The following is a 25,442-nucleotide window of genomic DNA, read 5'->3' as shown; positions in this document are numbered from 1 at the left end:
CATGAAAACATCCTCCATCACCGCCCAGGCCACCGCCGCGGCGGACGACGCGTTATTCCGCAAGATCACCTGGCGCCTGGTTCCGCTGCTGTTTGCCTGCTACGTCTTCAACTACCTGGACCGCACCAATGTGGGCTACGCGCAGCTGCAGATGAAAGGCCAGCTGGGCTTCTCGGACGCCGTGTTTGGCCTAGGCGCGGGCATCTTCTTCATCGGCTATGCGCTGTTCGAGGTGCCCAGCAATTTGTGGCTGGCCCGCATTGGTGTGCGCACCACGCTGCTGCGCATCATGGGCCTGTGGGGCCTGGCCTCGGCGTCGATGGTGTTTGTCAGCACGCCCACGCAGTTCTATGTGGTGCGCTTTCTGATCGGCGTGTTCGAGGCCGGCTTTGCGCCGGGTGTGCTGTTCTACCTGACGCTGTGGTTTCCATCGCAACGGCGGGCCCAGGTGACGGCCCTGTTCTTCATGGGCTACAGCGCGGCGCCCATCGTGGCCGGGCCAGTGGCGGGCTTGACGATGACTTACCTGGACGGCTTCTTGTCACTCAAAGGTTGGCAATGGCTGTTCTTGGTAGAGGGCTTGCCCAGCGTGGGCTTGGGGTTGGCGGCCTACTACTGGCTGGCCAATGCGCCGGCGCAGGCCGCCTGGCTCAACGATGCCGAGAAGGCACGTGTACAGCAGTTGCTGCAGGCCGAGCAACAGGCCAATGGCACGGGCCTGACTGAGACGTCGGGCAGCGCGCTGCGCGATGGCCGGGTCTGGCTGCTGGGTTTCATGTCCTTCCTCGTGATACTGGGCATCTACGCGCTGTCGTTCTGGCAGCCCACGTTGATGCAGTCCATGGGGCTCTCGGTGATGGAGATCGGCATCTACTCGGTGATTCCAGCCGCACTGGGCATCATGGCCACCATCATCGTCGGCCACCATTCGGACAACAGCGGAGAGCGGCGCTGGCACTTTGCGGCCAGTGCGGTGGCCGGGGCCATAGGCCTGTCGCTGACGCCCTTGTTCATGCGGGACGTAGGGCTGGCGCTGGCCTGCCTGTCGCTGGCGGCAGCGGGCATCTCCAGCGCCTTTGCCATTCTGTGGGCAGTGCCGGGGCAGTTTTTGTCCAGGAGCGCCGCGGCAGCCGGCATTGCACTGATCACCACGATGGGCGGCTGCGCAGGCGTGGTGGCACCAGCCGTGGTGGGCTACATCAAGACAGCCACCGGCGGCTTCACGCTGAGCCTGTATCTGCTGAGCGGCGCCCTGGTGCTGTCTGGGCTGCTGATGCTCTTGGCCTTGCCCAAGAGCGCCCTGGGCCGCCACGTGCCGCGGGAGTGGGTGTGACCGCAAGCGCTGCAGCCCCCCGCACCGTGCTGGTCACCGGTGCGGCCTCTGGCATTGGCCGGGCCACCACCGAGCACCTGCTGGCACAGGGCTACCAGGTGTGGGGCGGCGTGCTGCTGGACCAAGAGGCCGTACAACTGCAAGCCGCACTGGGGCCTGGTTTTACGCCCGTGCTGATGGACGTGCGCGACGTGAAGAGCCTGGCCGATGCCGCCACACAACTGGGGCAGGCATTGGGCACGCAGCGCCTGGCCGGACTGCTGAACTGCGCCGGCATCATCACCAATGGCCCGCTGGCGGACCTGAGCGCCAGCATCTTCAGCGACGTGCTGGCGGTCAATCTGGTGGGCTTGCATGCCTGCACACAGGCCTTTCTTCCACTGCTGGGCAGCGATCCTGAGCGCCAGGGACCGCCCGGGCGCATCATCAACATCAGTTCCGCCAGTGGACGGCGCACCATGCCGTTTACCGGCGCCTACTCGGCCAGCAAGTTTGGCGTCGAGGCTCTGTCCACAGCCATGCGCATGGAGTTCAAGCCGCTGGGTATCGACGTGGTCGTCATCGCGCCCGGGCTGGTGCACACGCCGATGGCAGCCCACATCCACCGCGATTTGCAAAAACCGCCGTCTCTGCCCCTGTACCAGGAGCCGCTGCGGCGGTTCCTGGCGCTGAGCCAGGAAGCCACGCGCACGGGCGTGCCGCTGGAGCGTGTGGTGCACACCATCACCCATGCCTTGCAACACCCCCAGCCCAAAGCCCGCTATGCCTTGCACCACAGCTTCTGGCGCGATGCGGTGCTGATGCAGGCCTTGCCAGTGCGGTTGCGCGATGCGATAGTGGCCCGCACGCTGGCGCTGCAGGCCCCGCGCCAGGCCTTGCCGGAGTCTGTGAATCCATGAAGGTGTTTTCCACCGCGTTGCTGGTCTGCGCCCTGCTCGGCGACACGGCCCATGCCGAGGGCACCGGCGTGCGAATCACCCTCATCAAGACAGCCGAGGCCCCCGTGCGCGAGGCCATGCTGGTGGCCGGCGGCGACTGGTCCAACCTGCTGATGCTGAACCATGTGGCGGTGCTGGTCGAGCATCCGCTGCATCCGGCCAAGCGCCTGATGTTCGATGCCGGACTGAGTGCCACCGTGGAGGCCGAGCGCCAAGCCAATCTGAACTGGTTGTTTCGCCAATGGCCGCTGCTGGGCTACCAGAACCTGCGGCCTGCCGCCCGGCAATTGCCTGCAGCCTTGCGACCGCAGGCCATCGTGCTGTCCCACATCCATTGGGACCACGCCAGTGGCATTGCCGACTTCCCGGAGGCCGAGGTCTGGGTGGCCCCCGCCGAACGCGCATTCGCCACACAGGCCCGGCCGCCGGCTGTGTTCCCTACCCAGGTGCGGGAGCAGGCGGCGCACTGGAAAGACATTGCATTCAGTCCCCGGCCAATGTGCGGCTTTGCGCACAGCCATGATGTGTATGGTGACCGCAGCGCCGTGTTGATCGCCATGCCCGGCCACACGCCGGGATCGGTGGGCCTGATGGTTACTACCGGCAGGGGCCGCAAGCTGCTGTTTGTGGGTGATACGGTGTGGCTCAAGCGCGCGGTCGACGCACAGTTGGCCAAGCCACTGGTCTCGCGCAACGCGGACGAAGCGCCAGCGCAGGTTGGGGAGCAGATCGAGCGGCTGGCGGCCTGTGTGCGCGCCGAACCGGCGGTGGAGATCGTGCCAGCCCATGACGCCGCGGTGCAGGACCAGTTGGGCTATTTTCCGGTGTGGGTGGACTAGCGGCTGCGCTGCCCCTTTGACGCAGGACCGGCTTGGGCCTATGCTGGATGCTCACCAAGCGCAGGGGGAACACGTGGGTATGCACAGGCTCGTCATGGGCATTGCCATAGGCCTGTTGGCCGGCGCCAGCAGTGTGGCCCAGGCTCAGCAGGTCATGCGCGTGGGTACGCTGGAGGGCGCCAGGGGTTTCGAGCCGGCCATCGCAGCGGTCTACAAAGAGATGGGCATACAGGTGGAGTTTGTGCTGCTGCCGCCCGAGCGCTCACTCAAGAGCGTGGAAAACGGCATCATCGATGCAGATTTGGCCCGGGTGGTAGGCGGCACGGCCGGTTACCAGAACGTCGTAGAGACCAAGGAACCGCTGCTGGAACTGCAGTTGCTGGCCGTGGTCCGCCAAGACTTCAAAGTCAATAAACTGAAACCAGCCGACCTGAAGACTTATAGGCTGGGCCTGTACCGCGGCACCAAGATCGCCGAAGGCCTGGTCGCCAGGCTGGGCCTGGAGGCCGCCGCCGCAAACTCCACCGTGCAGATGTACCAGATGCTGGCCTTGGGGCGCTTTGACGTGGCGCTGGTTACGTCGGCCACGCCGTTGTCCGGGTTTCCCGAGTTCGCGGGCACGCTCAAGACTCTGGATCAACCCCTGGCTGCATCCCAATTGGTGCATGTGCTGAACAAGAAGTGGGTAGCCTATGTGCCCAGGATCGATGCAACCGTCAAAACCATGAAGGCCGACGGACGTTGGGCTAAGCTGACTGCGGGTCTGTAGGCCCGGTCGCCAGGTCAGGCAGATGCCAAGCTGCTGGCATGCAGGCAAATGGCCGCAGCGGCAGCCACATTGAGCGACTCCTCACCACCGGGCTGGGCGATGCGTGCGTGCAGGGCGGCCTGCGCCATCAGCTCAGCACCTACGCCCTGGCCTTCGTGGCCAAAGGCCCAGGCGCAGGCATTGGGCAGGCGTAGCGCGTGGATGAAGTCCCCTTGGTGGGAACTGGTGACGACGATGGGCACTTGCAGGGCCTGCAGATCGTGCAGCTCCAGACCTTCCACCAGGTGCAGCCCAAAGTGGGCACCCATGCCGGCGCGCAGCACCTTGGGCGACCACAGGGCGGCACTGCCCTTGAGCGCCAGCACTTGCCGGAAACCGAAAGCACCGGCGCTGCGCAGGATGGAGCCGACGTTGCCGGCATCCTGCACGCGGTCCAGTATCACGCTTGCCGCGGCGGGCAGAACAGCGGCTTCGGCCGGCAGGTCTAGCACAAAGCCAACGCCGGCGGGCGACTCCAGACCACTCAGCTCCCGAAAGAGTGGCGTCGGAATTACTATACTTTTGATAGCTGCCTGCGCATAGTTTACGGGGGCTAGCGACCAGTACTCTTCAGTGAACACCGCCACGGCAGGCTTCAACCCCCGTTGCAGCGCGGCGCTGCACAGGTGGTCGCCCTCGACCCAGAAGCGCCCGGCCTTGCGGTAGGCGGTGTTGTCCTGGGCGACCTTGCGCAGCTCCTTGAGCAGCGGGTTCTCGCGTGAGGTGATGGGTGTGGGCTGGCTCACAACGGGGCCTTCAGGCACACGCCAGCACCTTGGCGACCGGGCTGAAGGTCTTGCGGTGCTCCGGGCAGGCGCCATGGGCCTGCAGGGCTTGCAGGTGCTCGGCCGTGCCGTAGCCCTTGTGGCCGGCAAAGCCGTAATGCGGGTACTGGGCATCCAGTTCGGCGCACCAGCGGTCACGCGTGACCTTGGCCAGGATGGAGGCGGCAGAGATAGCCGCCACCTTGCTGTCACCCTTGACAATGGCCTCAGCCCGCATGCTCAGCACCGGCAGGCGGTTGCCATCCACCAGCACCAGCACGGGCTTGAGGCGCAGGCCTTCGACCGCCCTGCGCATGGCCAGCATCGTGGCCTGCAGGATATTGATCTGGTCGATCTCGTCAACGCTGGCCTGGGCGATGGAACAGCACAGGGCCTTAGCGCGGATTTCGTCAAACAGTTGCTCGCGCCGGCGTGCGGTCAGCACCTTGGAGTCGGCCAAGCCCTCGATCGGGTTGCGCTCGTCCAGTATCACGGCGGCGGCCACCACGGGTCCGGCCAATGGGCCGCGCCCGGCCTCGTCCACGCCGGCCATCAGGCCCGGTGTGTCCCACGCGAGCGCAACCTGCTCAGCGTGCAAGAATTTTTTCGATCGCATCGGTTGCCAAAGTAGAGGTGTCGCGCTGCAGGGTTTGGTGCAGCGTTAGGAAACGGTGTTGTAAAGCCTGGATTTTCGCAGGCTCGCGGTCCATGGCGTCAAACCACTGCAGCATGGCGTCACTCAGGGCTTGCGGGGTAGCCTGGTCCTGCAACAGCTCCGGCACCACAAACTCACCGCTCAGGATATTGGGCAACCCCACCCAGGGCTGCAGTTGCTTGCGCTTCATCAGCTTCCACGACAGCCAGTGCATGTTGTAGGCGATGACCATGGGCCGCTTGAACAGCGCGGCTTCCAGCGTAGCCGTGCCGCTGGCGATCAGCGTGGCGTCGCAGGCCGCCAGCACCGTGTGCGACTGCCCAGCCACGATCTGGATGCGGCCCGCCATGCCGGCCTCGGCCGCCAGTGCTTCAATACGTGCGCGCAGTGTAGGCACGGCAGGCACTACAAATTGCATAGCAGGATGCGCTTGCTGCATGAGGGCTGCAGCCTGAAAGAACCTAAGGGCCAGGTACTCGACCTCCGACTTGCGGCTGCCCGGCAGTATGGCCACCACGCGGGACTCCTGCGCCAGACCCAGCTTCTGGCGGGCCGCTGCACGGTCTGGCTCCAGCGGGATTACATTGGCCAGCGGATGGCCTACATAGGTGGCGGCAATGCCATGCTGGGCCAGTAGCTCCGGCTCGAACGGGAAGATGCACAGCACATGGTCGGCGGCGCGGCGTATCTTCTCCACCCGCTCGGCGCGCCAGGCCCAGATCGACGGGCAGACGAAGTGCACGGTGGGCACGCCTTGGGCCTTCAGCGCCGCTTCCAGGCCCAGGTTGAAATCCGGCGCGTCTACGCCGATGAATACGCCGGGACGTTCTTGCAGCAGGCGCTCGCGCAGTTGCTTGCGGATGCGCAGCAGCCCGGCCACACGCTTGAAGACTTCGATGCTGTAACCGTGCACGGCCAAACGCTCGCTGGGCCAGTGGGCCTGGAAGCCGCGATGGATCATCTGCGGGCCGCCGATGCCGCTGGACTGCAGATCGGGCCAGCGGGCGCGCAAGCCGTCCAGCACCAAGCCGGCGAGCAAGTCGCCGGAAGCCTCGCCGGCCACCATGGCTACTTGCGGGGCTGGCATGGTCAACGCGCGATGCCGCTGGCGGACGTGGCCAGGAAATCGTCCATGAGTGCCACGTCTGCGGCAGCCTCGGGTGTGGATGCCGCCAGGGCCTGGATAGCCGTGCGCGCTTCGTCCAGGGTTTTGCCCTGGCGGTAAATCAATTTGTGCATTTCGCGGATGGCGGCAATGCGCTCGGCCGAGAAATCGCGGCGGCGCAGGCCGACCAGGTTCACCGCGCGCACGGCCAGCGGATTGCCATCCACCACCATGAAGGGCGGCACATCCTTGCCCACATGGCTGGCGAATCCGACCATGGCATGGGCGCCAATGCGCATGCGCTGCAGCACGCCGGTCAGGCCGCCTACCGTGGCCCAGTCGCCCACATGCACATGGCCCGCCAGTGTGGTGTTGTTGGCCATGGTGATCTGGTTGCCCAGCTGGCAGTCGTGTGCGATGTGCACGTAGGCCATGATCCAGTTGTCGTTGCCGATACTGGTCACAAAGGCATCACCGGGGGAGCCGATGTTGAAAGTGCAGAACTCGCGGATGGTGTTGCGGTCGCCAATGCGCAGTTCACAGGGCTCACCACCGTATTTCTTGTCTTGCGGTATGGCACCCAGCGAGTTGAACTGGAAGATGCGGTTGTCGCAGCCAATCGTCGTATGGCCCTCAATGACGCAGTGCGGCCCCACCGTGGTGCCGGCACCGATGCGCACGTGCGGCCCGATGATGCTGTAGGGGCCTACGGTGACGCTGCTGTCCAGTTGGGCCGCAGGGTCGACGATGGCGGTGTGGTGGATGAAGCTCACAGCAGCTTGCCTTGCTTGCGGGTTCAGGCGATGTTGCGCACGGCGCAGGTGAGCTCGGCCTCGACTGCCAGCTCACCGTCCACCGTGGCACGGGTCTTGAACTTGAAGATGCCGGCCTTCATGCGCAGCAATTCCGCTTCCAGTATCAGCTGGTCGCCAGGCTCCACCGGGCGCTTGAAGCGGGCACCGTCAATGCCGGCGAAGTAGTAGATCATGTTGGCATCGGGTTCGACGTCCAGCGCGTCAAAGGACAGCAGGGCCGCGGCCTGGGCCAGGGCTTCGAGCATCAGCACCCCAGGCATCACTGGGCGGTGCGGGAAGTGTCCCTCAAAGAAGGGCTCGTTCATCGTGACGTTTTTCAAAGCCTTGATGGTTTTACCCTTGTCCAGCTCCAACACGCGATCAACCAGCAGGAACGGGTAGCGGTGCGGGAGTTTTTTGAGAATTTGGTGGATGTCCATCATTTTTTTGTCTCTTTTTCCAAAATTTTTATGCGATCGCGCAGGCTGTGCAATTGCTTCAAGGCGGCGGCATTGCGCTCCCAGGTTGCGTTGTCATCCAGCGGAAAGATGCCAGTGTAGTGGCCTGGCTTCAGGATCGATTTGGTGACCAGGGTTGCGGCGGAAATATTGACGTTGGCAGCCAGCGTCAAATGGCCCAGGATGATGGCACCACCACCCACCGTGCAATGCTCGCCAATGGTGGCACTGCCTGCCACCCCCACACAGCCGGCCATGGCCGTGTTGCGCCCCACGCGCACGTTGTGGCCGATCTGGATCAGGTTGTCGAGCTTGACGCCGTCTTCAATCACCGTGTCTTGCAAGGCACCGCGGTCTATGCAGGTGTTGGCACCGATTTCCACATCATTGCCGATGACGACGGCGCCCAGCTGTTCAATCTTTTCCCAGGCGTCGCCGTTGGGGGCAAAGCCAAATCCGTCCGCACCGATGACCACGCCAGAGTGCAGGATACAGCGTGCGCCGATCACGCAATCCTCGCTTACCGTCACGCGGGACTTGAGCACGGTGTCGGCACCGATGCGTGCACCCCGCTCCACGACACACAAGGGGCCAATGGAAGCCGATGGGTGGACGTGGGCCTCGGGGTCGATGACCGCACTGGGGTGGATTGCTGCGGCAGCAACTGGAGCACGCACGCGCTTCCATAGCTGGGTCAGCCTCGCGAAGTACAGGTAGGGGTTATCGGTGACGATGCAAGCGCCGCGCGACCGCGCGGCCTCTTGCATGGCCGGCGCCACAATCACGCAGGCGGCCTGAGAAGCCAGCAACTGCTGCTGGTAACGCGGATTGCTCAGAAAACTTAAGTGCTGTGGCGTCGCTGTTTCCAGCGGAGCCAAGCCGGTGATCTCGACGGACGCATCACCATGCAATTCGCCGCCCAGTGCGGCGACGATGGAAGCCAGATCAAGCTTCATACTACCCCGGCCCCGGTTGCCCGGGTCTTATTTAGAACCCGAGTTGAGGATCTTGAGGACCTTGTCGGTGATGTCATGTTTGGTGTTCACATAAACCACTTCTTGAACCACGACATCGTACTTCTCGGAATCTGCGACTTGTTTGACTGCCTTGGTCGCCCGGTCAAGCACCTGTTGCAATTCCTCGTTGCGGCGGCCATTCAAGTCTTCCTGGAATTCGCGCTGGCGGCGCTGCAGGTCACGGCTCATCTCCGCGCCCTCTTTTTGCCGAGCCGCACGCTGGCTTTCACTCAGCGTAGGTGCGTCGCGCTCAAACTTCTCGCCAAACGCCTTGAATGCAGCCTGCTGGTCAACCAATTCCTTTTGGCGTTTGGAAAACTCTTGCTCCAATTTGGACTGTGCCGTCTTGGCAGGCGTGGACTCAGTGGTGATGCGCTGCGTATTGACGTAGCCAACCTTGAAGTCTTGCGCGGTAGCACAGGTGGCACTGACCGCCAGCAGCGCTGAAAGCAACCAGCGCAGTTTAAAAGTATTCATTAGAAAGAGCTTCCGATCTGGAATTGCAGTCTTTGGATTCTATCGCCTTCGAATTGTTTGACGGGATTGGCATAGGCGAGCCGCAGTGGGCCTACCGGTGATATCCAACTCAGGCCAACGCCAACCGAGGCGCGCATGTCGCCGAGTTGGATGTTCTCGTCCGGGCCATAGATGCCACCGGCATCCGCAAAGGCGTATACGCGCAAGGTTCTGTCTTTGCCGCCACCCGGCAGAGGGGACAACAACTCGGCATTGAAGTTGATTTTCTTGGTACCCCCGGTTGCCGTCAGACCCAGGGCCCGTTGCGTAGCCGTCGTCAAACTGCCCTGCTCGAAACCGCGCACGGTCCCCAGACCACCCGAATAGAAGTTCTTGAAAATCGGGTAAGTGCCTTCACCGGTGGCTGAGCCGACTGAGAGTTCCGCATTCAGCGCGGCCGTGATCTTGTTGGTGACCGGGATGTACTGCTGGTAGCCCGCTGTTCCACGGATGTATTTCAACTCACCCGCGATAGACCACTCGGCCGAGGTCCGAATGACCTTGCCCACGGTTGGCACCAAGGCGCTGTCGCGGGTGTCGCGCCCCCAACCCACGGTGAGCGGCACCGCATAGCTGGTAAAGCCGAATTTATTGGCAAAGTCCTGGTACACAACGGGCAACAGATTGCCGGTGACGATAGTGGTCTGGTCTATGCCCAGGCCGAAGTACACGGTGTCGTATTCAGTGAAGGGCACACCAAAGCGAATGCTGCCGCCCGTGGTTTCGATGGCGTAGCTATCGATGTCCACATAGGGCTTGGAATTGCGTTGGTACACGTCGATGGTGCGGGACACGCCATCCTCGGTGAAGTAGGGGTTGGTGGTGTTGAAAACCAGCGTGCGGTTCTGCTTGCTGGTGTTCACCTCGATACCCAGCGAATTGCCGGAACCAAAGGCATTGTCCTGCTTGAAACCAAAGGACACGCCCAGACCATCGGCGCTGGAAATACCTGCACCCAGGCTGATACTGCCGGTGGGTTTTTCCGTCACGGTGACGGTCAAATCCACTTGGTCAAAGGAGCCGGGGACTTCTGCCGTATCCATCGTGACTTCTTTGAAATAGCCCAAACGGTCGACGCGGTTGCGGGACTGCTTGATCTTTTCACCGTCGTACCACGAGGCCTCCAATTGCCGGAACTCGCGGCGGATGACTTCGTCACGGGTGCGGTCATTGCCCGCCACATTGACGCGGCGCACGTAGACGCGGCGCGAGGGGTCGACCTGCAAGGTGATTTCCACGCGGTTGGTCGCACGGTCGATGACGGTACGGGGTTCCACCCGCGAAAACGCGTAACCGAAATTGCCAAAGTAGTCGGTGAACGCCTTGGTGGTTTGTGTCACTTGGTCGGCGTTATAGGGCTGGCCGACCTGGATGCCAATCAGCGATTTGAACTCGGATTCCTTGCCAAGGAAATTGCCCAGCAGATTGACCTTGGACACGACAAATTGCTCGCCTTCGGTCACATTGATGGTGATGGCGATGTCTTGCTTGTTCGGAGAAATGGCAACTTGGGTGGAGTCAATTTTGAACTCCAGATAGCCGCGAGCCAGGTAGTAGGAGCGCAAGGCTTCCATGTCCGCCGTCAGCTTGTTGCGGGCATAACGGTCAGACTTGGTGTACCAGCTCAGCCAGCCACCGGTGTCCAGATCAAACAGGCCGCGTAGTGTGGATTCCGAAAAAGCCTTGTTGCCCACGATACGAATGTCGCTGATGCGGGCAGGCTCGCCCTCTTGCACCGAGAAGCTCAAGTTCACGCGGTTGCGGTCTACCGGCGTAACCGTGGTGATCACCTCGGACGCATACATGCTTCGGTTGATGTATTGGCGCTTGAGTTCTTGCTCGGCCTTGTCGACCAGCGCTTTGTCAAAAGGTCGGCCATCGCCCAAGCCGATCTGCAGCAGAGCCTTCTTCAAAACGTCCTTGTCGAACTCCTTCGTACCCACAAAATCGATATCCGCAATGGTGGGGCGCTCTTCGACAATCACCACCAGCACGCCGTCATTGACGTCGATGCGCACGTCCTTGAACAGCCCCAGGCCAAACAAGGCCTTGATCGAGGCCGCGGCCTTGTCATCGCTGTAAGTGTCGCCCACACGCACCGGCAGGGACGCGAAAATCGTCCCGGCTTCGGCCCGCTGCAGGCCTTCCACGCGGATGTCTTTCACGGTGAAGGGCTCTACTGCCCATGCGTTTTGCAGAAAAAGAAGCGAAACGGCTACCGCAGACGCGCGGCGTAGAAAAGTACGATTGAATTGCATGTTCACCAATTTAAGTATTCCGGAAATTTGAGCTTGGCTTCGGTTGGTCACCGAAACAAACGCGTCACATCGTTAACAACGGCGACGGACATCATCATCAGCAAGACCACCAACCCCAACTTTTGCAAGCGCTCGGTCCACAGTTGCGACACCGGCTTGCCGGAAAGTGCCTCCCAAAGATAATACATCAGGTGCCCCCCATCGAGGACGGGCACCGGCAGCAGATTGAGAACGCCCAAACTGACGCTCAATAGGGCCAAAAAGACGAGAAACTGTGTAAAGCCCATGGCAGCCGATTTGCCCGCATAGTCGGCAATCGCGATGGGGCCACTGACATTGCTGAGCGACGCTTGCCCAATCACGATCTGCCCCATGACCCGCAATGTCAGGGTCGATGTTTCCCACGTGCGGGCCAGTGCCTGCTGCACTCCCTCCAGCAATCCGTAGCGCACCATGGCCGTTGCAGGTGGTGCGGCAATCGCGGCGCCGATGCGACCAATGGGCTTGCCCTTGTCTTGCTCCAGCTTGGGCGTCACCAGGATATTGAGGCGAGCACCGTTGCGTTCAACCAACCAAGACTGTTGGCGCGGCGCTCCATGGGCGGCTGAGGCACGGATCAGTTCATACAGCTGAAGGCTATCGACAATGGTAGCTTCATCCACACGCAACACCGCATCACCGACCCGCAACTCCGCCTGCGCTGCCGCGCCATTGGGGACCAGATTGCCAATGCGCGCCTGGGACAAAGGCGCTATGGCGCCGATGGCTTGGAACAACTTGGCATCTGCGCTGCTGGCGTCCACGCCAGCCAAGGGCAGCAGCACGGCACGGGGGCTGCTTTTCTGCGTTGCGGTGAACTCCAACTGCAAATTGCGGTGCTCTATGGCCGCGCGGGCCAGCCACCAACGAAAGCCTTCGAATGAAGCGATGTCTTCGAGTGCCTCGCCTTCGAAACCCGCACGTTGGATGTGCTCACCACCTGCAAAGCCCGCGACCGCCATCACGGAATCCTGGGGCGGCCTGCCAACAATGGCCTGCGCCATCTCTACGCCTGTCCAGTTGACGCTGGAGTAAAGGACTACTGCAAGCACCAGATTGGCGAGGGGACCAGCCAGAATGATGGCGGCCTTGCTGCGCAGGGGCTGGGTGTTGAAAGCCTGTGCGCGTTCGTGTAGCGCCACTTCACCCTCGCGCTCGTCCAGCATCCGAACATACCCGCCCAGGGGCAAGGCTCCCACGATGAATTCCGTGCCCGTGGTTGGCGAAGTCCACCCCCAAAGACGGGGACCAAACCCTATGGAGAATCGAATGACCTTGACGCCGCACAAACGTGCAACGGAAAAGTGTCCGAACTCATGCACAGCCACCAAAACAACGATGGCGACGATGAAAGCGAGAAAGGACATAGTGGCAAGGTTCGCCGGACTCAGGCCGGCAATTGCGCGATCACCCGCTCGGCAGCATGCCGAGATTGCAGATCCAGTGCCAACAAGTCATCCAATGAGGCCGGAGCTGTCGGAGTCACCGCCTCCAATGTATGCAGGTTGACGTGGTGGATTTGGTCAAAGCGGATTTTGCGATCCAGAAAGGCGGCCACGGCTACTTCGTTTGCGGCGTTCAAAACCGCAGTACTGCCTGCCGGCCCCTTCAACACTTGCCATGCAAGGTCCAGCCCCGGATACCGCTTTTTGTGGTCAACGGATTCGAAGGTCTCAAAGCTCAGGCCGACCATATTGGAAAAATCCAATGCAGCAGCGCCCGACGTGACACGCTCCGGCCAAGACAGGCCATAGGCAATGGGTCCGCGCATGTCTGGTGTGCCCAATTGGGCAACGACCGAATTGTCGACATACTGCACCATGGAATGGATCACACTTTGCGGGTGGATCACAACCTGAATCTGATCGGGCGCCACACCGAACAGGAACTTGGCCTCGATGACTTCCAGCGCCTTGTTCATCATCGTGGCGGAGTCCACCGATATCTTGCGCCCCATGACCCAATTGGGATGGGCGCAGGCTTCTTCGGGCGTCACACTGCGCAGCGTCAACGGATCGCGGGTGCGGAACGGCCCGCCCGAGGCAGTCAAGATGATCTTGTCAATGCGGGCAGCCCAGTCGCGCGGATCGGGCGGCAGAGATTGGAATACAGCAGAGTGCTCACTGTCGATTGGCAGCAAGGTGGCGCCACCTGCCGCGACCGTATCCATGAAAAGCTGGCCACCGACCACCAGCGCCTCTTTGTTCGCCAATAGAAGACGCTTGCCAGCCCGCGCTGCAGCGAGGCAAGAAGCCAATCCGGCGGCCCCGACAATGGCCGCCATCACCGCATCGGCCGTTTCGTGCGACGCGACCATGGTAATGGCATCACTCCCCCACAGTACCTTGGTAGTCGCCAAACCCTCGGCGGCGCAACGGTCCTGCAGTTGCTTGCCATGGGCTTCACTGGCCATGACTGCGAAGGCAGGCTTGTGCCGCACGCATTGCGCCAGCATCACATCGACACTGGTCGAGGCCGTCAGGGCAAACACTTCGAACCGCTCCGGGTGCCGTTCGATGACATCCAGCGTATTGGCGCCGATGGAGCCGGTAGACCCCAAGACAACGACTCTGCTTTTTTCAGACTTCATAAACTTGCGAACATCATCGCCAGTGGCAGTATCGGCAACAGAGCATCTACGCGGTCCAGCACGCCGCCGTGGCCAGGCAACAAGCCGCTGCTGTCCTTGATGCCGGCGCTGCGCTTGAACAAGGACTCCACCAAATCCCCCACGATGCTCATCGTGGCCAAGAACAAGAGGGCCAGCACCATGAATGCGAGACCAACCGTACCCAGTCGTGTGTAGAGGCTTCCAGCTCCCAACGACAGCGTTGTGTCGCAATAGCGCCAGACCAGGGCAAACACGATCACGCCCAGCATGCCACCGCAGGCACCTTCCCAAGTCTTGCCAGGGCTGATGGAAGGCGCCAGCTTGCGAGTGAAGAAGCGGCCGCCCAAGGCCCTGCCGGCGAAGTAGGCGAAGATATCAGCGGCCCATACCAATACCAGCACCGAAAACAAAAAATTGATGCCCATGATGCGCGCCTGCACCACGGCCATCCACGCGATCCACAGCGCAAGCACGCCGCCCACCAAACGCAAAAGGCGCGGCACGCCAGCCCACACACCGACACCGCGGTACAAAAGCCAGGCTCCGAGAATGACCCAAGCGCCGCCTGCCACGATCCACAATGTTTTCAGAGGGGTGTACAGGAGCCCGCCGTACCAGGATGCCAGACAGGCTGCGGCACAGAGGCCGCCCACAACCAACGAGGCCGCGGACCCTATCTGGTTCATACGAGCCCATTCCCACGCGGCGGCGGCGATCAACACGACCGTGACCGCAGCGAAAGCTTGTGGCATGGGGTAGAAAACGGCGGGCAACAAGATGGCCAGCATCAGCAGCGCAGTGATGACTCTTTGCTTCAGCATGGCTTGTCCTTTCAGGCAGTCGTGGCTGAATTGCCGGAGATCTGTTCCGAGGTCTTGCCGAAACGACGTTCGCGCGACGCGTAGGCCGACAAGGCAGCATCCAGGGCAGCCTCGTCAAAGTCTGGCCATAAGGCATCGCTGAAGTACAGCTCAGAATAGGCGGCCTGCCACAGCAAGAAATTGCTCAAACGCTTCTCGTTGCCGGTTCGGATCACAAGGTCGGGGTCCGCACAGTGCGCCATGGACAACGCAGCAGACAGGGACGCTTCGGTGATCGGAGTTCCTTCTGCAGCCAAGCGCGCTGCAGCCGATGCAATGTCCCAGCGGCCACCATAGTTGAAGCAGACATTGAGAGACAGCACCGAATTGCCAGCGGTTGCCGCTTCGGCCTGCTCCAGGCCGGCTTTGACACGAGCCGACAGCCCCTCACGAGCCCCCACAAAGCGTAAACGTACGCCGTCGCGCTGCAGCTTGGGGACCTCCCGAGATATGGCTAGAGCCAAAATGTCCATCAGGCCGGAGACTTCTTCTGCAGGGCGATTCCAGTTTTCCGAAGAGAAAGCGAAAACCGTCAGCGTCTCAATCTTGCGACTCGGGCAGGCGCTGACGATGCGTTTAAGCGCGTCCACCCCCTGCTTGTGACCCGCGATGCGCGGCATGAAACGCTTGGATGCCCATCGCCCATTCCCGTCCATCACGATGGCAATATGGCGTGGCACGCTAAGCTGTTCAGCCATACGGATGGGGGCAATCGTTTACATCACCATGGGGTTTAAACCGCCATGATGTCGTTTTCTTTGGATGTCACCAGACGGTCTACTTCGGCAATGTGCCGGTCCGTCAGCTTCTGGATTTCTGCCTCGGATCGCTTTTGGTCATCCTCGGATGCCAGCTTGTCTTTGACCAGTTTCTTCACAGCTTCATTGGCATCGCGTCGCAGGTTGCGCACGGCGATTTTGGCGTTCTCGCCTTCACCACGAACAACTTTGGTCAGCTCACGGCGGCGCTCTTCGGTCATCATGGGCATGGGCACGCGAATCAGGTCGCCCATGCTGGAGGGGTTCAGGCCCAGGTCGCTTTCGCGAATGGCCTTCTCAATCTTGGCGCCCATGCCCTTTTCCCAAGGTTGAACACCAATGGTGCGGGCATCCAGCAAAGAGAGGTTGGCAACTTGGCTAATGGGCAGCATGGAACCGTAATAGTCCACCTGCACAGTATCCAGCAACGCAGGATTCGCGCGGCCAGTACGAATTTTTGTCAGGTTGTTCTTCAGTGCAGCGATGGACTGGTCCATCTTGCCATCTAGCGTTTTTTTGATTTCGTCAATTGCCATAGTTCATCCTCAGATCGTCAAACCCACTGCAAAGTTCAAAAAACCATCAGACATGTACCAAAGTGCCCTCGTCCTCACCCATCACGACACGCTCCAGGGCACCATGCTTGAATATCGAGAACACCTTGATGGGGAGCTTCTGATCACGGCACAGTGCAAAGGCTGCCGCATCCATGATCCCCAGGTTCTGCGACATAGCATCGTTGAAGGTTAGCTTGGAATAACGGGTAGCCGTGGGGTCCTTTTTGGGATCGGCCGTGTACACGCCATCGACCTTGGTTGCCTTGAGCACGATCTGGGCGCCTATTTCCGCGCCTCGCAGTGCTGCTGCGGTATCAGTGGTAAAAAAAGGATTGCCAGTGCCTGCGGCAAAGATGACAACTTTGCCCTCTTCCAGATATTGCAAGGCCTTGGGGCGCACATAGGGCTCAACAACTTGTTCAATCCCGATGGCCGACATCACGCGGGCCACCAAGCCCGCCTTGTTCATGGTGTCACCCAAAGCCAAGGCATTCATCACCGTGGCCAGCATGCCCATGTAGTCAGCCGTGGCCCGATCCATACCGACCGAGCCGCCAGCAATGCCACGAAAAATATTACCGCCGCCGATCACGACGGCGACCTCGACACCCAATCGCGTCACATCCGCGATTTCATCAACCATGCGCACAATCGTGTCGCGGTTAATGCCAAACTGGTCATCACCCATCAAGGCCTCGCCCGACAACTTCAGCAGTATGCGTTTGTAAGCAGGCTTTTCTTGGCTCATGGGTGACTCCGGTATTCGCGAATGGACAGATGGGGGCGGTCAGCAGCCGATTAAGCTGCTTGCTTCGCAGCCGCGACTTGCGCAGCCACTTCAGCGGCGAAGTCATCCACCTTCTTCTCAATGCCCTCACCCACCACGTACATGGTAAACGCCTTGACATTGGTGGAGGCGGCCTTGAGCATTTGCTCAACAGTCAGCTTGTCATTCTTGACAAAAGTCTGGTTGAACAGAGAAACTTCCTTCAGGTACTTCTGCACGCCACCTTCGATGCGCTTGGCAACGATCTCGGCAGACTGCACGGGCTTGCCGGCGGCGGTGGCAACAGCCGCATCTTCAGCAGCTTTGGCCGCAGCAACCGAGCGCTCGCGATCCACCAACTCGGCAGGCACATCGTTGCTGGTCAGCGCCACAGGCTTCATGGCGGCAATGTGCATTGCCACGTCTTTGGCTGCAACTGCATCACCTTCAAACTCGACCATCACGCCAATGCGGGTACCGTGCAGGTAGGACGCCAGTTGCGCACCGCTAGCAAAGCGCTTGAAGCGGCGGAAAGACATGTTTTCACCGATCTTGCCGATCAGGCCTTTGCGCACATCTTCCAGTGTGGGGCCGAAGCCATCTTGCTCGTAAGCCAGTGCACCCAGTGCCGCAACATCAGCGGGGTTGTGCTTGGCAATCAAGGCGGCAGCCGCGTTGGCCATTCCGAGGAAGCTGTCATTCTTGGTCACGAAGTCGGTTTCGCAGTTGACTTCGAGCAGAGCGCCTACGTTGCCTTCCATGCAACTCACGACCACGCCTTCGGCTGTGATGCGGGATGCAGCCTTACCGGCCTTGGTGCCCAGCTTCACACGCAACAGCTCTTCCGCCTTGACCATATCGCCTTCAGCTTCGGTCAATGCCCTCTTGCACTCCATCATGGGGGCATCGGTTTTTCCACGCAGTTCAGCAACCATGCTTGCGGTAATAGCAGCCATTTTGTTTCTCCGTAATCAATTCAATAGTTTAATAAAGGGCTAAAAAAAAGGGGCAACGAAGCCCCCCTTTTTCAGGCGGGACGACTTCAGGCCGAAGCGTCGCTCACTTCAACGAATTCGTCGCCGCTCTCAGCGGAAACAGCCTTGACCACATCGTCAACGGCGTTGGCACGGCCTTCCAAAATGGCGTCGGCGATACCACGGGCGTACAAAGTCACGGCCTTGGAAGAGTCGTCATTGCCGGGGATCACGTAGTCGATACCTTCAGGCGAATGGTTGGAGTCCACGACACCGATCAGAGGAATGCCCAGCTTGCGCGCTTCAGCGATGGCAATCTTGTGATAGCCAACGTCGATGACGAAAATTGCGTCCGGCAAGGAAGCCATATCCTGGATACCGCCGATGTCTTTTTCCAGCTTTTGCAGTTCGCGAGCAAACATCAGCTGCTCTTTCTTGCTCATGCTGTCCAGGCCAGTTTCTTGCTGAGCCTTCATTTCCTTCAAACGCTTGATGGAGGTCTTGACCGTCTTGAAATTGGTCAACATACCGCCCAACCAACGCTGGTCCACAAAGGGGACGCCAGCGCGCTGTGCTTCTTCTGCCACGATTTCGCGGGCTTGGCGCTTGGTACCGACCATCAAAATGGTGCCACGCTTGGCCGACAGTTGGCGCACAAATTTGGCGGCCTCCTGGAACATCGGCAGCGACTTTTCCAGGTTGATAATGTGAATCTTGTTGCGATGGCCGAAGATAAACGGGGCCATCTTGGGGTTCCAGAAGCGGGTTTGGTGTCCAAAGTGGACGCCGGCTTCCAGCATTTCGCGCATAGTTACGGACATAAATTACTCCAAAGGTTAGGTCTAAGACCCAGCCCACTGATCACCCAAACGAATAACAGAGAAGCTATCCGAACGGGCAACACCTTGATGGGGCGGGATCTGCGATTTGCCCGCCAACGGTACTAACACCATCAGCAAAGCCAGTCGAGTATAACATGCCGGTAAGTTTGCATCCACCCTTGTCCGACTCCAATCTCTGTAAAGCTCCGTTAACAATGTGTCTGAACGAAGCTCAAAACGTCCACCAGGCCACTGGTGTGCTTGTTAGACTGGGGCCAGATTTTTTGCGCAGGAAGGAGTCACCATGAAGGTCAGATTTTGGGGTGTCCGTGGATCCATCGCCTCGCCAGGCCCCAAAACGGTGCGTTATGGTGGCAACACGACCTGCATAGAAATCCGCACCGACAACAACGAACTCATTGTTTTGGATGCCGGGACCGGGATTTTTCCCTTGTCGCAGACCCTATTAGCCGAACTTCCTGTCACCGCGAATGTACTGATCACCCATTCCCATTGGGACCATATCCAGGGTTTGCCCTTCTTCATACCGAACTTCATCCCCGGCAATACATTGCGCCTACATGGTGGCTTTGACCCCGTGTCCGGCAAAGGCATTGAGCAGGTGATGTCCGTGCAACTGCAGTACAGCTTCTTCCCCGTTCGGGAGGCGGAAATGAAGGCCCGTATTGAATATGTCACCCTGACCCCCGGTGAGTCGCACCAAATCGGCTCCGCAACGATCACGCCCTGCATGCTCAATCATCCGGTCATTGACTTTGGCTACCGAATCGAAAGCAATGGCAAATCGGTTTTTTTTACCGGTGACCACGAACCACCGTACAACATTTACCAGCCCGGGGACGAGGGCTACGACGAATACCAGCAGTTTGTGGATGACAAGAACGCAACCATCTTGGATGCCATTCGGGGCGTGGACGTATTCATTGCCGATTGCTCTTATACCGACGCGGAGTACCCTTCCAAAGTGGGCTGGGGGCATGGCACTTTCAGCTCCAGCATCGCCACAGCCAAACAGGCCAATGCCAAAGTGCTGTTTTGCACACACCACGAGCCTACCCGCAGTGACGACGCACTGGAGGAGGCCTTCCAAGACGCACTCAAGACCAACGTTGCAATCACGGATGGAATGGACATTCGCTTGGCGCGCGAGGGAGAGACCTACGAATTCTGAGTGCATACTGGGGGCTCTTGGCGCAGGAACCACCAACAAAGCCCCGCTGTTTACCAGCGCCCAATCGCGCGCCATCGAGGCGGCCTGCGCGCAAGACTTGCCACCCCATGCATTGATGCGACGGGCTGGACTTGCGGTTGCACAGTTGGCGATGGCAGTTGCACCCCATGCCAGAACCATATGGATCGCCTGTGGCCCCGGAAACAACGGAGGCGATGGTATCGAGGCAGCCCTGCACCTCAAGCTGTGGGGAAAAAATCCCATTCTTACTTGCTTAGATAGCGCCAACCAGCCACCCCAGGATGCCGCCATTGCAAGACAGAATGCTGCGGAGGCAGGATTGCATTTCGCCACCGATATTCCCCAAGACTACGATTTGTGTATCGATGCTTTGTTTGGTATCGGCAGAATCCGCCCCTGGTCAAAGCAATGTGCGCAGTGGATTGAGCGCATGAATGGAGGCCAAGTTCCGGTGCTGGCCGTCGACATGCCGTCCGGCTTGGATGCAGACACTGGAGCGGCCCCAACACTCCATGTAAGAGCAAGCCATACGCTGAGCCTGTTGACACTGAAACCGGGTTTGTTCACGGCGGACGGGCGTGCAGCCTGCGGCGAGATATGGCTCAACAGGCTTGGGGCAACCGATTCCAGTGGCGCTTGCGCCCAACTGAATGCCGAACCCCACGCTCCGGCACGGGCGCACAACACCCACAAAGGCAGCTACGGCGACGTCGGCGTGGTCGGAGGATGCAGCGGCATGCATGGGGCCGCCCTATTGGCTGCACGGGCGGCTTTGCAAGGAGGTGCCGGCCGCGTGTATGTCGGGCTGTTGGATTCAGCCGCAGCGCAATTGGACATTTGCCAAACGGAATTGATGTTCCGCACACCAACAGCGCTGGTCTGCGAAAACATGACCATCGTCGCCGGATGTGGTGGTGGCGATGCCATCACCGCGCATCTGGCAAGACTCATCGGCCAGGCAGCCCAATTAGTTCTGGACGCCGATGCGCTGAATGCCATCGCCAGAGACGATACCCTGCAACATCTACTGCGTACAAGAGCGCCGCACAGCACGGTCCTCACGCCACACCCCTTGGAGGCCGCCCGCTTGCTGAAATGTAGCAGCGCAGAAGTCCAGGCCAATCGGCTGGTCGCCGCCCAGACCTTGGCAGACCAATTGAACTGCACCCTGGTACTGAAAGGCTCCGGCACCGTCATAGCCGCACCAAGCGTTTTGCCAAGCATCAACCCCACCGGAAATCCTCGGCTCGCCACGGCTGGCAGTGGTGATGTCTTGGCTGGACTGATTGGCGCAAAACTGGCAGTTGGCGCAGACGCCTTTTATAGCGCCTGCGCATCCGTCTACCGACATGGGCAAATCGCGGATACATGGACGTCCAGGAACACCCTGACTGCCCAAACCTTAGCCCTCTCCCTATAGCGCAACCTCAGTTGGGGGTCACCGCCAAGTGGCTCACGACCATCAACGGCGCTTACGAGGAGCCTTCTTGTTGGAGACAGCCCCCTTGCCAGTGGACTTGGATGTCTTGGAGGATTTGCCAACAGCACGTTTACGCGGTTCGTCCATAAAACTTGCGGTGCGCATTTGGCCCACCACTTCCGACCGATCGCTCTTGGTCGCACGGGTCTTTGCCTTAGCTTCTCGCCCCGCACCTTTGTCCGCCAACGCGCGGGATACCAGAGCATCGCCATCCTGTATCAAGCGGAAGTCGATTTTTCGGCCGTCCAGGTCTACGCGGCTGACTTGGATGCGCACCCGTGTGCCGATAGCGTAGCGCGTTCCAGTGCGCTCACCGCGCAGTTCCTGGCGGGCTTCATCAAAGCGGAAGTACTCGCCACCCAACTCGGTGATATGCACCAAACCTTCGACGTACATGGCGTCCAAGGTGACGAATACACCAAACGTGGTGGCGGCAGTGACTACACCACCATATTCCTCGCCCAAGTGCTCCTTCATGTATTTGCACTTGAGCCAGGCTTCTACATCGCGGCTCGCTTCATCGGCCCGGCGTTCATTGGCACTGCAATGCAAGCCCGCGGCTATCCAAGCCATGCTCTCGGCATTGGTCTTCTTGGGCGGCTGACTGGCTTGAGCACCCCGAGACGCCACGCCTTTTTCCAACCGGCGCGCAAGCTTGGCATGCGCCTCTCCTGGCGTGGGCAGAGCCGGCAGTTGGTAACGCGTCTTGGCCAAAATGGATTTGATGACTCTATGGACCAACAAATCCGGGTAGCGGCGGATAGGACTCGTGAAATGGGTATAGGCGCCATAGGCCAGACCAAAATGCCCGCTATTGGTCGGCGTGTAAATGGCCTGCTGCATGGAGCGCAACAGCATGGAGTGGATCTGCTGCGCATCTGGCCTGTCCTTGGTCGCTTCCGCAATAGCCTGAAACTCGCCAGGCGCAGGATCGTCACTGATCGTCATGCCAATGCCGGTGACCTTCAGATAGTTCTGCAGGATCTCCCGCTTCTCGGGCGTGGGCCCTTCGTGCACGCGGAACAAACCGGGGTGTTTGCTTTGGGCAATAAAGTCTGCGCTGCACACATTGGCGGCCAGCATCGCCTCTTCAATGACACGGTGCGCCACATTGCGCGTACGGGGCACGATCTTCTCGATGCGCCCGTTTTCATCGCACACGATCTGAGTCTCCGTCGTTTCAAAATCAACCGCTCCACGCTTTTGCCGAGACTTGAGCAACGCCTGGTAAACGCCATGCAGATTGAGCAGATCCCCTACTCGCTCCTTGCGTTTCATGGCCTCTGGGCCACGGGTGTTACCCAAAATAGCAGCTACCTCGGTATACGTGAAGCGTGCATGGCTCCACATCACAGCAGGGTAGAACTGGTAGGCACTGACCTCGCCTTCGGCGCTGACAAACATGTCGCACACCATGCACAGGCGCTCCGCCTCAGGGTTTAACGAGCACAACCCATTGGACAGCTTCTCCGGCAACATGGGAATGACGCGCCGCGGGAAATAGACGCTGGTTGCACGGTCATAGGCATCCACGTCAATGGCAGATCCTGTCTCTACATAGTGACTGACATCCGCAATGGCCACCAACAGACGCCAACCCTTGGTCGCAGATTTGCCACGCCCTTTGCTAGTAGGCTCGCAGTACACAGCATCATCGAAGTCGCGCGCATCTTCACCGTCGATGGTCACCAACGGCACATCGGTCAGGTCAATGCGATCGACCTTGTCATGCGGGCGCACTTTGTCTGGCAAGGTGCGCGCCAGCGCAATGCAGGCCTCGGAAAATTCGTGGGGCACGCTGAACTTGCGCACCGCAATTTCAATCTCCATGCCCGGGTCATCCACTTCGCCCAGCACCTCCTTGATACGCCCCACTGGCTGCCCAAAGAGGGCCGGTGGTTCCACCAGTTCGACAACCACCACCTGCCCCGGCTTGGCCACACTGGTAGCCCCTTTTGGAATGAGCACATCGTGCCCATAGCGCTTGTCTTCTGGTGCGACCAACCAGACACCGCTCTCTTGCAACAGTCGACCAATGATGGGCTGGGTTGATCGCTCAAGAATTTCTACGACACGCCCCTCAGGCCTACCCTTGCGATCACTGCGCACGATGCGAACCTTGACGCGGTCCTTGTGCAAAACGGCGCGCATTTCATTCGGGGGTAAATAGATGTCTGGAGCCCCGTCATCACGGGACACAAATCCATGGCCATCGCGATGGCCTTGAACAATTCCTTCAACTTCATCAAGAAGTCCGCTGTTTTGGCTGAAATTTTTGATATACTTCTCTCTTTCCTGAAATGCCCAGATGGCGGAATTGGTAGACGCACTAGTTTCAGGTACTAGCGCTGAGAGGCGTGGAGGTTCGAGTCCTCTTCTGGGCACCAACTATAGCAATGTAGTTAATGAAAAGCCGCTGAATGTCAGCGGCTTTTTTTTGCCCGCGAGACAAAGGGCCGCAGCCCTGTGTCATATCGGCATGGCAACCAGATCGTGCCCTTGTGCAGCCACGATGCGTGCCTTCGTGAACTCTCCCACCTTCAATGTCTTACTGATTTTTTCGGGTGGCAACAAACGCACCACACCATCGATTTCGGGAGCATCGGCATAACTTCTGCCTACACCGCCCTTTTTACCCATGCCCGGCGCTGAATCCACAAGAATCTGCATGGTCGAGCCCACACGCTTCTGCAATTTGGCGATCGACACTTCCTCAGCTACTGCCATGAAGCGCGCGCGTCGTTCCTCACGAACCTCTGCCGGCAACATGCCCGGCAGCTCATTGGCAGTGGCTCCATTGACGGGGCTGTAGGCAAAGCAACCCGCGCGATCAATCTGCGCCTCTCGGATGAAATCCAGCAGATGCGAGAACTCCTCTTCGGTCTCGCCTGGGAAGCCCGCGATGAAGGTACTGCGCACCACGATCTCGGGACAGACTTCACGCCAGGCCTGCAGGCGTTCCAGATTTTTCTCGCCACTGGCGGGCCGCTTCATGCGGCGAAGCACATCGGGGTGGCTGTGCTGCAAAGGCACATCCAGATAGGGCAATACGCGCCCAGTCGCCATCAGCGGCACGATGTCGTTCACGCTAGGGTAGGGATACACATAGTGCAAGCGCACCCAGGCCCCATAGGGCTCAGCAATTTCGCCCAAGGTCTGCACCAACTCCAGCATCCGCGTCTTCACGGGCTTGCCATCCCAAAAACCTGTGCGGTACTTCACATCTACACCATAAGCTGAAGTGTCCTGGCTGATCACCAGCAATTCTTTGACGCCACCTTCGAACAAAGCACGGGCTTCGGTCAGCACATCGCCAATGGGGCGCGACACCAAATCACCCCGCATGGACGGGATGATGCAGAAGGTGCAGCGGTGGTTGCAGCCTTCGCTGATCTTCAGGTAGGCGTAGTGGCGCGGTGTCAACTTCACGCCTGCCACGCCAAAGGCATTGGGGATCAGATCGACAAACGGGTCATGGGGCTTGGGCAGGTTGAGGTGCACCGCATCCATGACCTCTTGTGTCGCATGGGGTCCGGTTACCGCCAACACCTTGGGGTGCATCTGACGCACCATGTTGTCGCCGTTATCGGCCGTCTTGGCGCCCAGGCACCCGGTGACGATGACGCGGCCATTCTCGGCCAGCGCCTCACCAATGGTGTCCAGGCTTTCCTTGACGGCGTCGTCGATGAAGCCGCAGGTGTTGACGATCACCAGATCGGCACCCTGGAAGGTCTTGGATGTTTGGTAGCCCTCGGCACTGAGCTGAGTCAGTATCAGTTCGGAGTCCGTCAAGGCCTTGGGACATCCTAGCGATACCATACCTATACGCGGGATTTTCTTTTCAATTACTTCAGTCATGGGGTGTAGTTTGACAGGTCT

Annotated in this window: 24 protein-coding genes and 1 tRNA gene; 7 read left to right on the top strand and 18 right to left on the bottom strand. The window is 59.9% G+C overall.

What is annotated here, in order from left to right; all coding sequences use genetic code 11:
- Position 1 precedes the first annotated feature (1 nt).
- From AC07OO_RS22955 to AC07OO_RS22940, 4 genes are all read left to right on the top strand, one after another.
- A complete protein-coding gene (locus tag AC07OO_RS22955) occupies positions 2-1,333 on the top strand; it encodes an MFS transporter (protein ID WP_495084479.1) in 1,332 nt (443 codons plus the stop codon).
- Positions 1,330-2,232 (top strand): SDR family NAD(P)-dependent oxidoreductase, encoded by a 903-nt coding sequence (locus AC07OO_RS22950; RefSeq protein ID WP_495084478.1) that lies wholly within the window; start codon positions 1,330-1,332, stop codon positions 2,230-2,232. Before AC07OO_RS22955 ends, AC07OO_RS22950 begins: the two co-directional genes overlap by 4 nt.
- Entirely contained in the window at positions 2,229-3,110 is an 882-nt protein-coding gene (locus AC07OO_RS22945) for an MBL fold metallo-hydrolase (RefSeq protein ID WP_495084477.1), read from the top strand. Before AC07OO_RS22950 ends, AC07OO_RS22945 begins: the two co-directional genes overlap by 4 nt.
- A 79-nt stretch (positions 3,111-3,189) precedes the next feature.
- Complete coding sequence (locus tag AC07OO_RS22940) at positions 3,190-3,879, top strand: substrate-binding periplasmic protein (protein ID WP_495084476.1); 690 nt, start codon at positions 3,190-3,192, stop codon at positions 3,877-3,879.
- A gap of 14 nt (positions 3,880-3,893) precedes the next feature.
- Here AC07OO_RS22940 and AC07OO_RS22935 read toward each other — a convergent pair whose 3' ends face one another.
- The 16 genes from AC07OO_RS22935 to rpsB all read right to left on the bottom strand — a co-directional run bounded on the left by AC07OO_RS22935 (position 3,894) and on the right by rpsB (position 18,870).
- Positions 3,894-4,664: a TrmH family RNA methyltransferase gene (locus tag AC07OO_RS22935; RefSeq protein ID WP_495084475.1), complete on the bottom strand. Its 771-nt coding sequence runs from the start codon at positions 4,662-4,664 to the stop codon at positions 3,894-3,896.
- 10 nt (positions 4,665-4,674) lie between these two features.
- Entirely contained in the window at positions 4,675-5,298 is a 624-nt protein-coding gene (rnhB, locus tag AC07OO_RS22930; RefSeq protein ID WP_495084474.1) for a ribonuclease HII, read from the bottom strand.
- Positions 5,270-6,424, bottom strand: a complete 1,155-nt coding sequence (lpxB, locus tag AC07OO_RS22925) for a lipid-A-disaccharide synthase (RefSeq protein ID WP_495084473.1) — start codon at positions 6,422-6,424, stop codon at positions 5,270-5,272. Before lpxB ends, rnhB begins: the two co-directional genes overlap by 29 nt.
- A 2-nt stretch (positions 6,425-6,426) precedes the next feature.
- On the bottom strand, positions 6,427-7,215 hold the full coding sequence (gene lpxA / locus AC07OO_RS22920; protein WP_495084472.1) for an acyl-ACP--UDP-N-acetylglucosamine O-acyltransferase: 789 nt from the start codon (positions 7,213-7,215) through the stop codon (positions 6,427-6,429).
- 23 nt (positions 7,216-7,238) lie between these two features.
- On the bottom strand, positions 7,239-7,679 hold the full coding sequence (fabZ, locus tag AC07OO_RS22915) for a 3-hydroxyacyl-ACP dehydratase FabZ (protein WP_495084471.1): 441 nt from the start codon (positions 7,677-7,679) through the stop codon (positions 7,239-7,241).
- The gene (lpxD, locus tag AC07OO_RS22910; RefSeq protein ID WP_495084470.1) at positions 7,676-8,650 is read right to left on the bottom strand and encodes a UDP-3-O-(3-hydroxymyristoyl)glucosamine N-acyltransferase; all 975 of its coding nucleotides are present in this window, start codon (positions 8,648-8,650) and stop codon (positions 7,676-7,678) included. Before lpxD ends, fabZ begins: the two co-directional genes overlap by 4 nt.
- Positions 8,651-8,677: 27 nt before the next feature.
- Complete coding sequence (locus tag AC07OO_RS22905) at positions 8,678-9,187, bottom strand: OmpH/Skp family outer membrane protein (protein ID WP_495084469.1); 510 nt, start codon at positions 9,185-9,187, stop codon at positions 8,678-8,680.
- Positions 9,187-11,490 (bottom strand): outer membrane protein assembly factor BamA, encoded by a 2,304-nt coding sequence (gene bamA, locus AC07OO_RS22900; RefSeq protein WP_495084468.1) that lies wholly within the window; start codon positions 11,488-11,490, stop codon positions 9,187-9,189. The genes AC07OO_RS22905 and bamA overlap by 1 nt, the downstream gene beginning before the upstream one ends.
- Before the next feature lie 41 nt (positions 11,491-11,531).
- Positions 11,532-12,890: an RIP metalloprotease RseP gene (rseP, locus tag AC07OO_RS22895; protein ID WP_495084467.1), complete on the bottom strand. Its 1,359-nt coding sequence runs from the start codon at positions 12,888-12,890 to the stop codon at positions 11,532-11,534.
- Between the two features lie 20 nt (positions 12,891-12,910).
- Positions 12,911-14,113 carry a 1-deoxy-D-xylulose-5-phosphate reductoisomerase gene (locus AC07OO_RS22890; RefSeq protein ID WP_495084466.1) on the bottom strand — a complete coding sequence of 401 codons (1,203 nt, stop codon included), beginning with the start codon at positions 14,111-14,113 and terminating at the stop codon, positions 12,911-12,913.
- Complete coding sequence (locus AC07OO_RS22885) at positions 14,110-14,955, bottom strand: phosphatidate cytidylyltransferase (RefSeq protein WP_495084465.1); 846 nt, start codon at positions 14,953-14,955, stop codon at positions 14,110-14,112. Before AC07OO_RS22885 ends, AC07OO_RS22890 begins: the two co-directional genes overlap by 4 nt.
- Before the next feature lie 11 nt (positions 14,956-14,966).
- Entirely contained in the window at positions 14,967-15,692 is a 726-nt protein-coding gene (gene uppS / locus AC07OO_RS22880; protein ID WP_495084464.1) for a polyprenyl diphosphate synthase, read from the bottom strand.
- Positions 15,693-15,727: 35 nt separating this feature from the next.
- Positions 15,728-16,288, bottom strand: coding sequence for a ribosome recycling factor (frr, locus tag AC07OO_RS22875; protein ID WP_495084463.1), 561 nt, complete (start codon positions 16,286-16,288; stop codon positions 15,728-15,730).
- Positions 16,289-16,334: 46 nt separating this feature from the next.
- The gene (pyrH, locus tag AC07OO_RS22870) at positions 16,335-17,057 is read right to left on the bottom strand and encodes a UMP kinase (RefSeq protein ID WP_495084462.1); all 723 of its coding nucleotides are present in this window, start codon (positions 17,055-17,057) and stop codon (positions 16,335-16,337) included.
- Positions 17,058-17,107: 50 nt separating this feature from the next.
- Positions 17,108-18,031 (bottom strand): translation elongation factor Ts, encoded by a 924-nt coding sequence (gene tsf / locus AC07OO_RS22865; RefSeq protein WP_495084461.1) that lies wholly within the window; start codon positions 18,029-18,031, stop codon positions 17,108-17,110.
- 86 nt (positions 18,032-18,117) lie between these two features.
- A complete protein-coding gene (gene rpsB / locus AC07OO_RS22860) occupies positions 18,118-18,870 on the bottom strand; it encodes a 30S ribosomal protein S2 (RefSeq protein ID WP_495084460.1) in 753 nt (250 codons plus the stop codon).
- A gap of 304 nt (positions 18,871-19,174) precedes the next feature.
- Between rpsB and AC07OO_RS22855 the strand changes: the two genes are divergently transcribed.
- The gene (locus AC07OO_RS22855; protein ID WP_495084459.1) at positions 19,175-20,062 is read left to right on the top strand and encodes an MBL fold metallo-hydrolase; all 888 of its coding nucleotides are present in this window, start codon (positions 19,175-19,177) and stop codon (positions 20,060-20,062) included.
- Positions 20,013-21,503: an NAD(P)H-hydrate dehydratase gene (locus tag AC07OO_RS22850; RefSeq protein WP_495084725.1), complete on the top strand. Its 1,491-nt coding sequence runs from the start codon at positions 20,013-20,015 to the stop codon at positions 21,501-21,503. The genes AC07OO_RS22855 and AC07OO_RS22850 overlap by 50 nt, the downstream gene beginning before the upstream one ends.
- Before the next feature lie 42 nt (positions 21,504-21,545).
- Here AC07OO_RS22850 and rnr read toward each other — a convergent pair whose 3' ends face one another.
- On the bottom strand, positions 21,546-23,843 hold the full coding sequence (gene rnr, locus AC07OO_RS22845) for a ribonuclease R (RefSeq protein WP_495084724.1): 2,298 nt from the start codon (positions 23,841-23,843) through the stop codon (positions 21,546-21,548).
- 22 nt (positions 23,844-23,865) lie between these two features.
- Here rnr and AC07OO_RS22840 point away from each other — a divergent pair.
- Positions 23,866-23,950, top strand: a tRNA-Leu gene (locus tag AC07OO_RS22840).
- 82 nt (positions 23,951-24,032) lie between these two features.
- Here the strand turns inward: AC07OO_RS22840 and rimO are convergent.
- Entirely contained in the window at positions 24,033-25,421 is a 1,389-nt protein-coding gene (gene rimO, locus AC07OO_RS22835) for a 30S ribosomal protein S12 methylthiotransferase RimO (RefSeq protein WP_495084458.1), read from the bottom strand.
- Positions 25,422-25,442: the final 21 nt, after the last annotated feature.

The sequence above is a fragment of the Rhodoferax sp. GW821-FHT07G04 genome, assembly GCF_059418585.1.
This window is presented reverse-complemented; position numbering and strand designations above follow the sequence as displayed.

Bases quoted from the DNA above. Each gene is read 5' to 3' on its own strand.
- AC07OO_RS22955 (WP_495084479.1), top strand. From the start codon at position 2: ATGAAAACATCCTCCATCACCGCCCAGGCCACCGCCGCGGCGGACGAC.
- AC07OO_RS22945 (WP_495084477.1), top strand. From the start codon at position 2,229: ATGAAGGTGTTTTCCACCGCGTTGCTGGTCTGCGCCCTGCTCGGCGAC.
- AC07OO_RS22940 (WP_495084476.1), top strand. From the start codon at position 3,190: ATGCACAGGCTCGTCATGGGCATTGCCATAGGCCTGTTGGCCGGCGCC.
- rnhB (WP_495084474.1), bottom strand. From the start codon at position 5,298: ATGCGATCGAAAAAATTCTTGCACGCTGAGCAGGTTGCGCTCGCGTGG.
- lpxB (WP_495084473.1), bottom strand. From the start codon at position 6,424: ATGCCAGCCCCGCAAGTAGCCATGGTGGCCGGCGAGGCTTCCGGCGAC.
- fabZ (WP_495084471.1), bottom strand. From the start codon at position 7,679: ATGATGGACATCCACCAAATTCTCAAAAAACTCCCGCACCGCTACCCG.
- lpxD (WP_495084470.1), bottom strand. From the start codon at position 8,650: ATGAAGCTTGATCTGGCTTCCATCGTCGCCGCACTGGGCGGCGAATTG.
- AC07OO_RS22905 (WP_495084469.1), bottom strand. From the start codon at position 9,187: ATGAATACTTTTAAACTGCGCTGGTTGCTTTCAGCGCTGCTGGCGGTC.
- rseP (WP_495084467.1), bottom strand. From the start codon at position 12,890: ATGTCCTTTCTCGCTTTCATCGTCGCCATCGTTGTTTTGGTGGCTGTG.
- AC07OO_RS22890 (WP_495084466.1), bottom strand. From the start codon at position 14,113: ATGAAGTCTGAAAAAAGCAGAGTCGTTGTCTTGGGGTCTACCGGCTCC.
- AC07OO_RS22885 (WP_495084465.1), bottom strand. From the start codon at position 14,955: ATGCTGAAGCAAAGAGTCATCACTGCGCTGCTGATGCTGGCCATCTTG.
- uppS (WP_495084464.1), bottom strand. From the start codon at position 15,692: ATGGCTGAACAGCTTAGCGTGCCACGCCATATTGCCATCGTGATGGAC.
- frr (WP_495084463.1), bottom strand. From the start codon at position 16,288: ATGGCAATTGACGAAATCAAAAAAACGCTAGATGGCAAGATGGACCAG.
- pyrH (WP_495084462.1), bottom strand. From the start codon at position 17,057: ATGAGCCAAGAAAAGCCTGCTTACAAACGCATACTGCTGAAGTTGTCG.
- tsf (WP_495084461.1), bottom strand. From the start codon at position 18,031: ATGGCTGCTATTACCGCAAGCATGGTTGCTGAACTGCGTGGAAAAACC.
- rpsB (WP_495084460.1), bottom strand. From the start codon at position 18,870: ATGTCCGTAACTATGCGCGAAATGCTGGAAGCCGGCGTCCACTTTGGA.
- AC07OO_RS22855 (WP_495084459.1), top strand. From the start codon at position 19,175: ATGAAGGTCAGATTTTGGGGTGTCCGTGGATCCATCGCCTCGCCAGGC.
- AC07OO_RS22850 (WP_495084725.1), top strand. From the start codon at position 20,013: ATGGAATGGACATTCGCTTGGCGCGCGAGGGAGAGACCTACGAATTCT.
- rimO (WP_495084458.1), bottom strand. From the start codon at position 25,421: ATGACTGAAGTAATTGAAAAGAAAATCCCGCGTATAGGTATGGTATCG.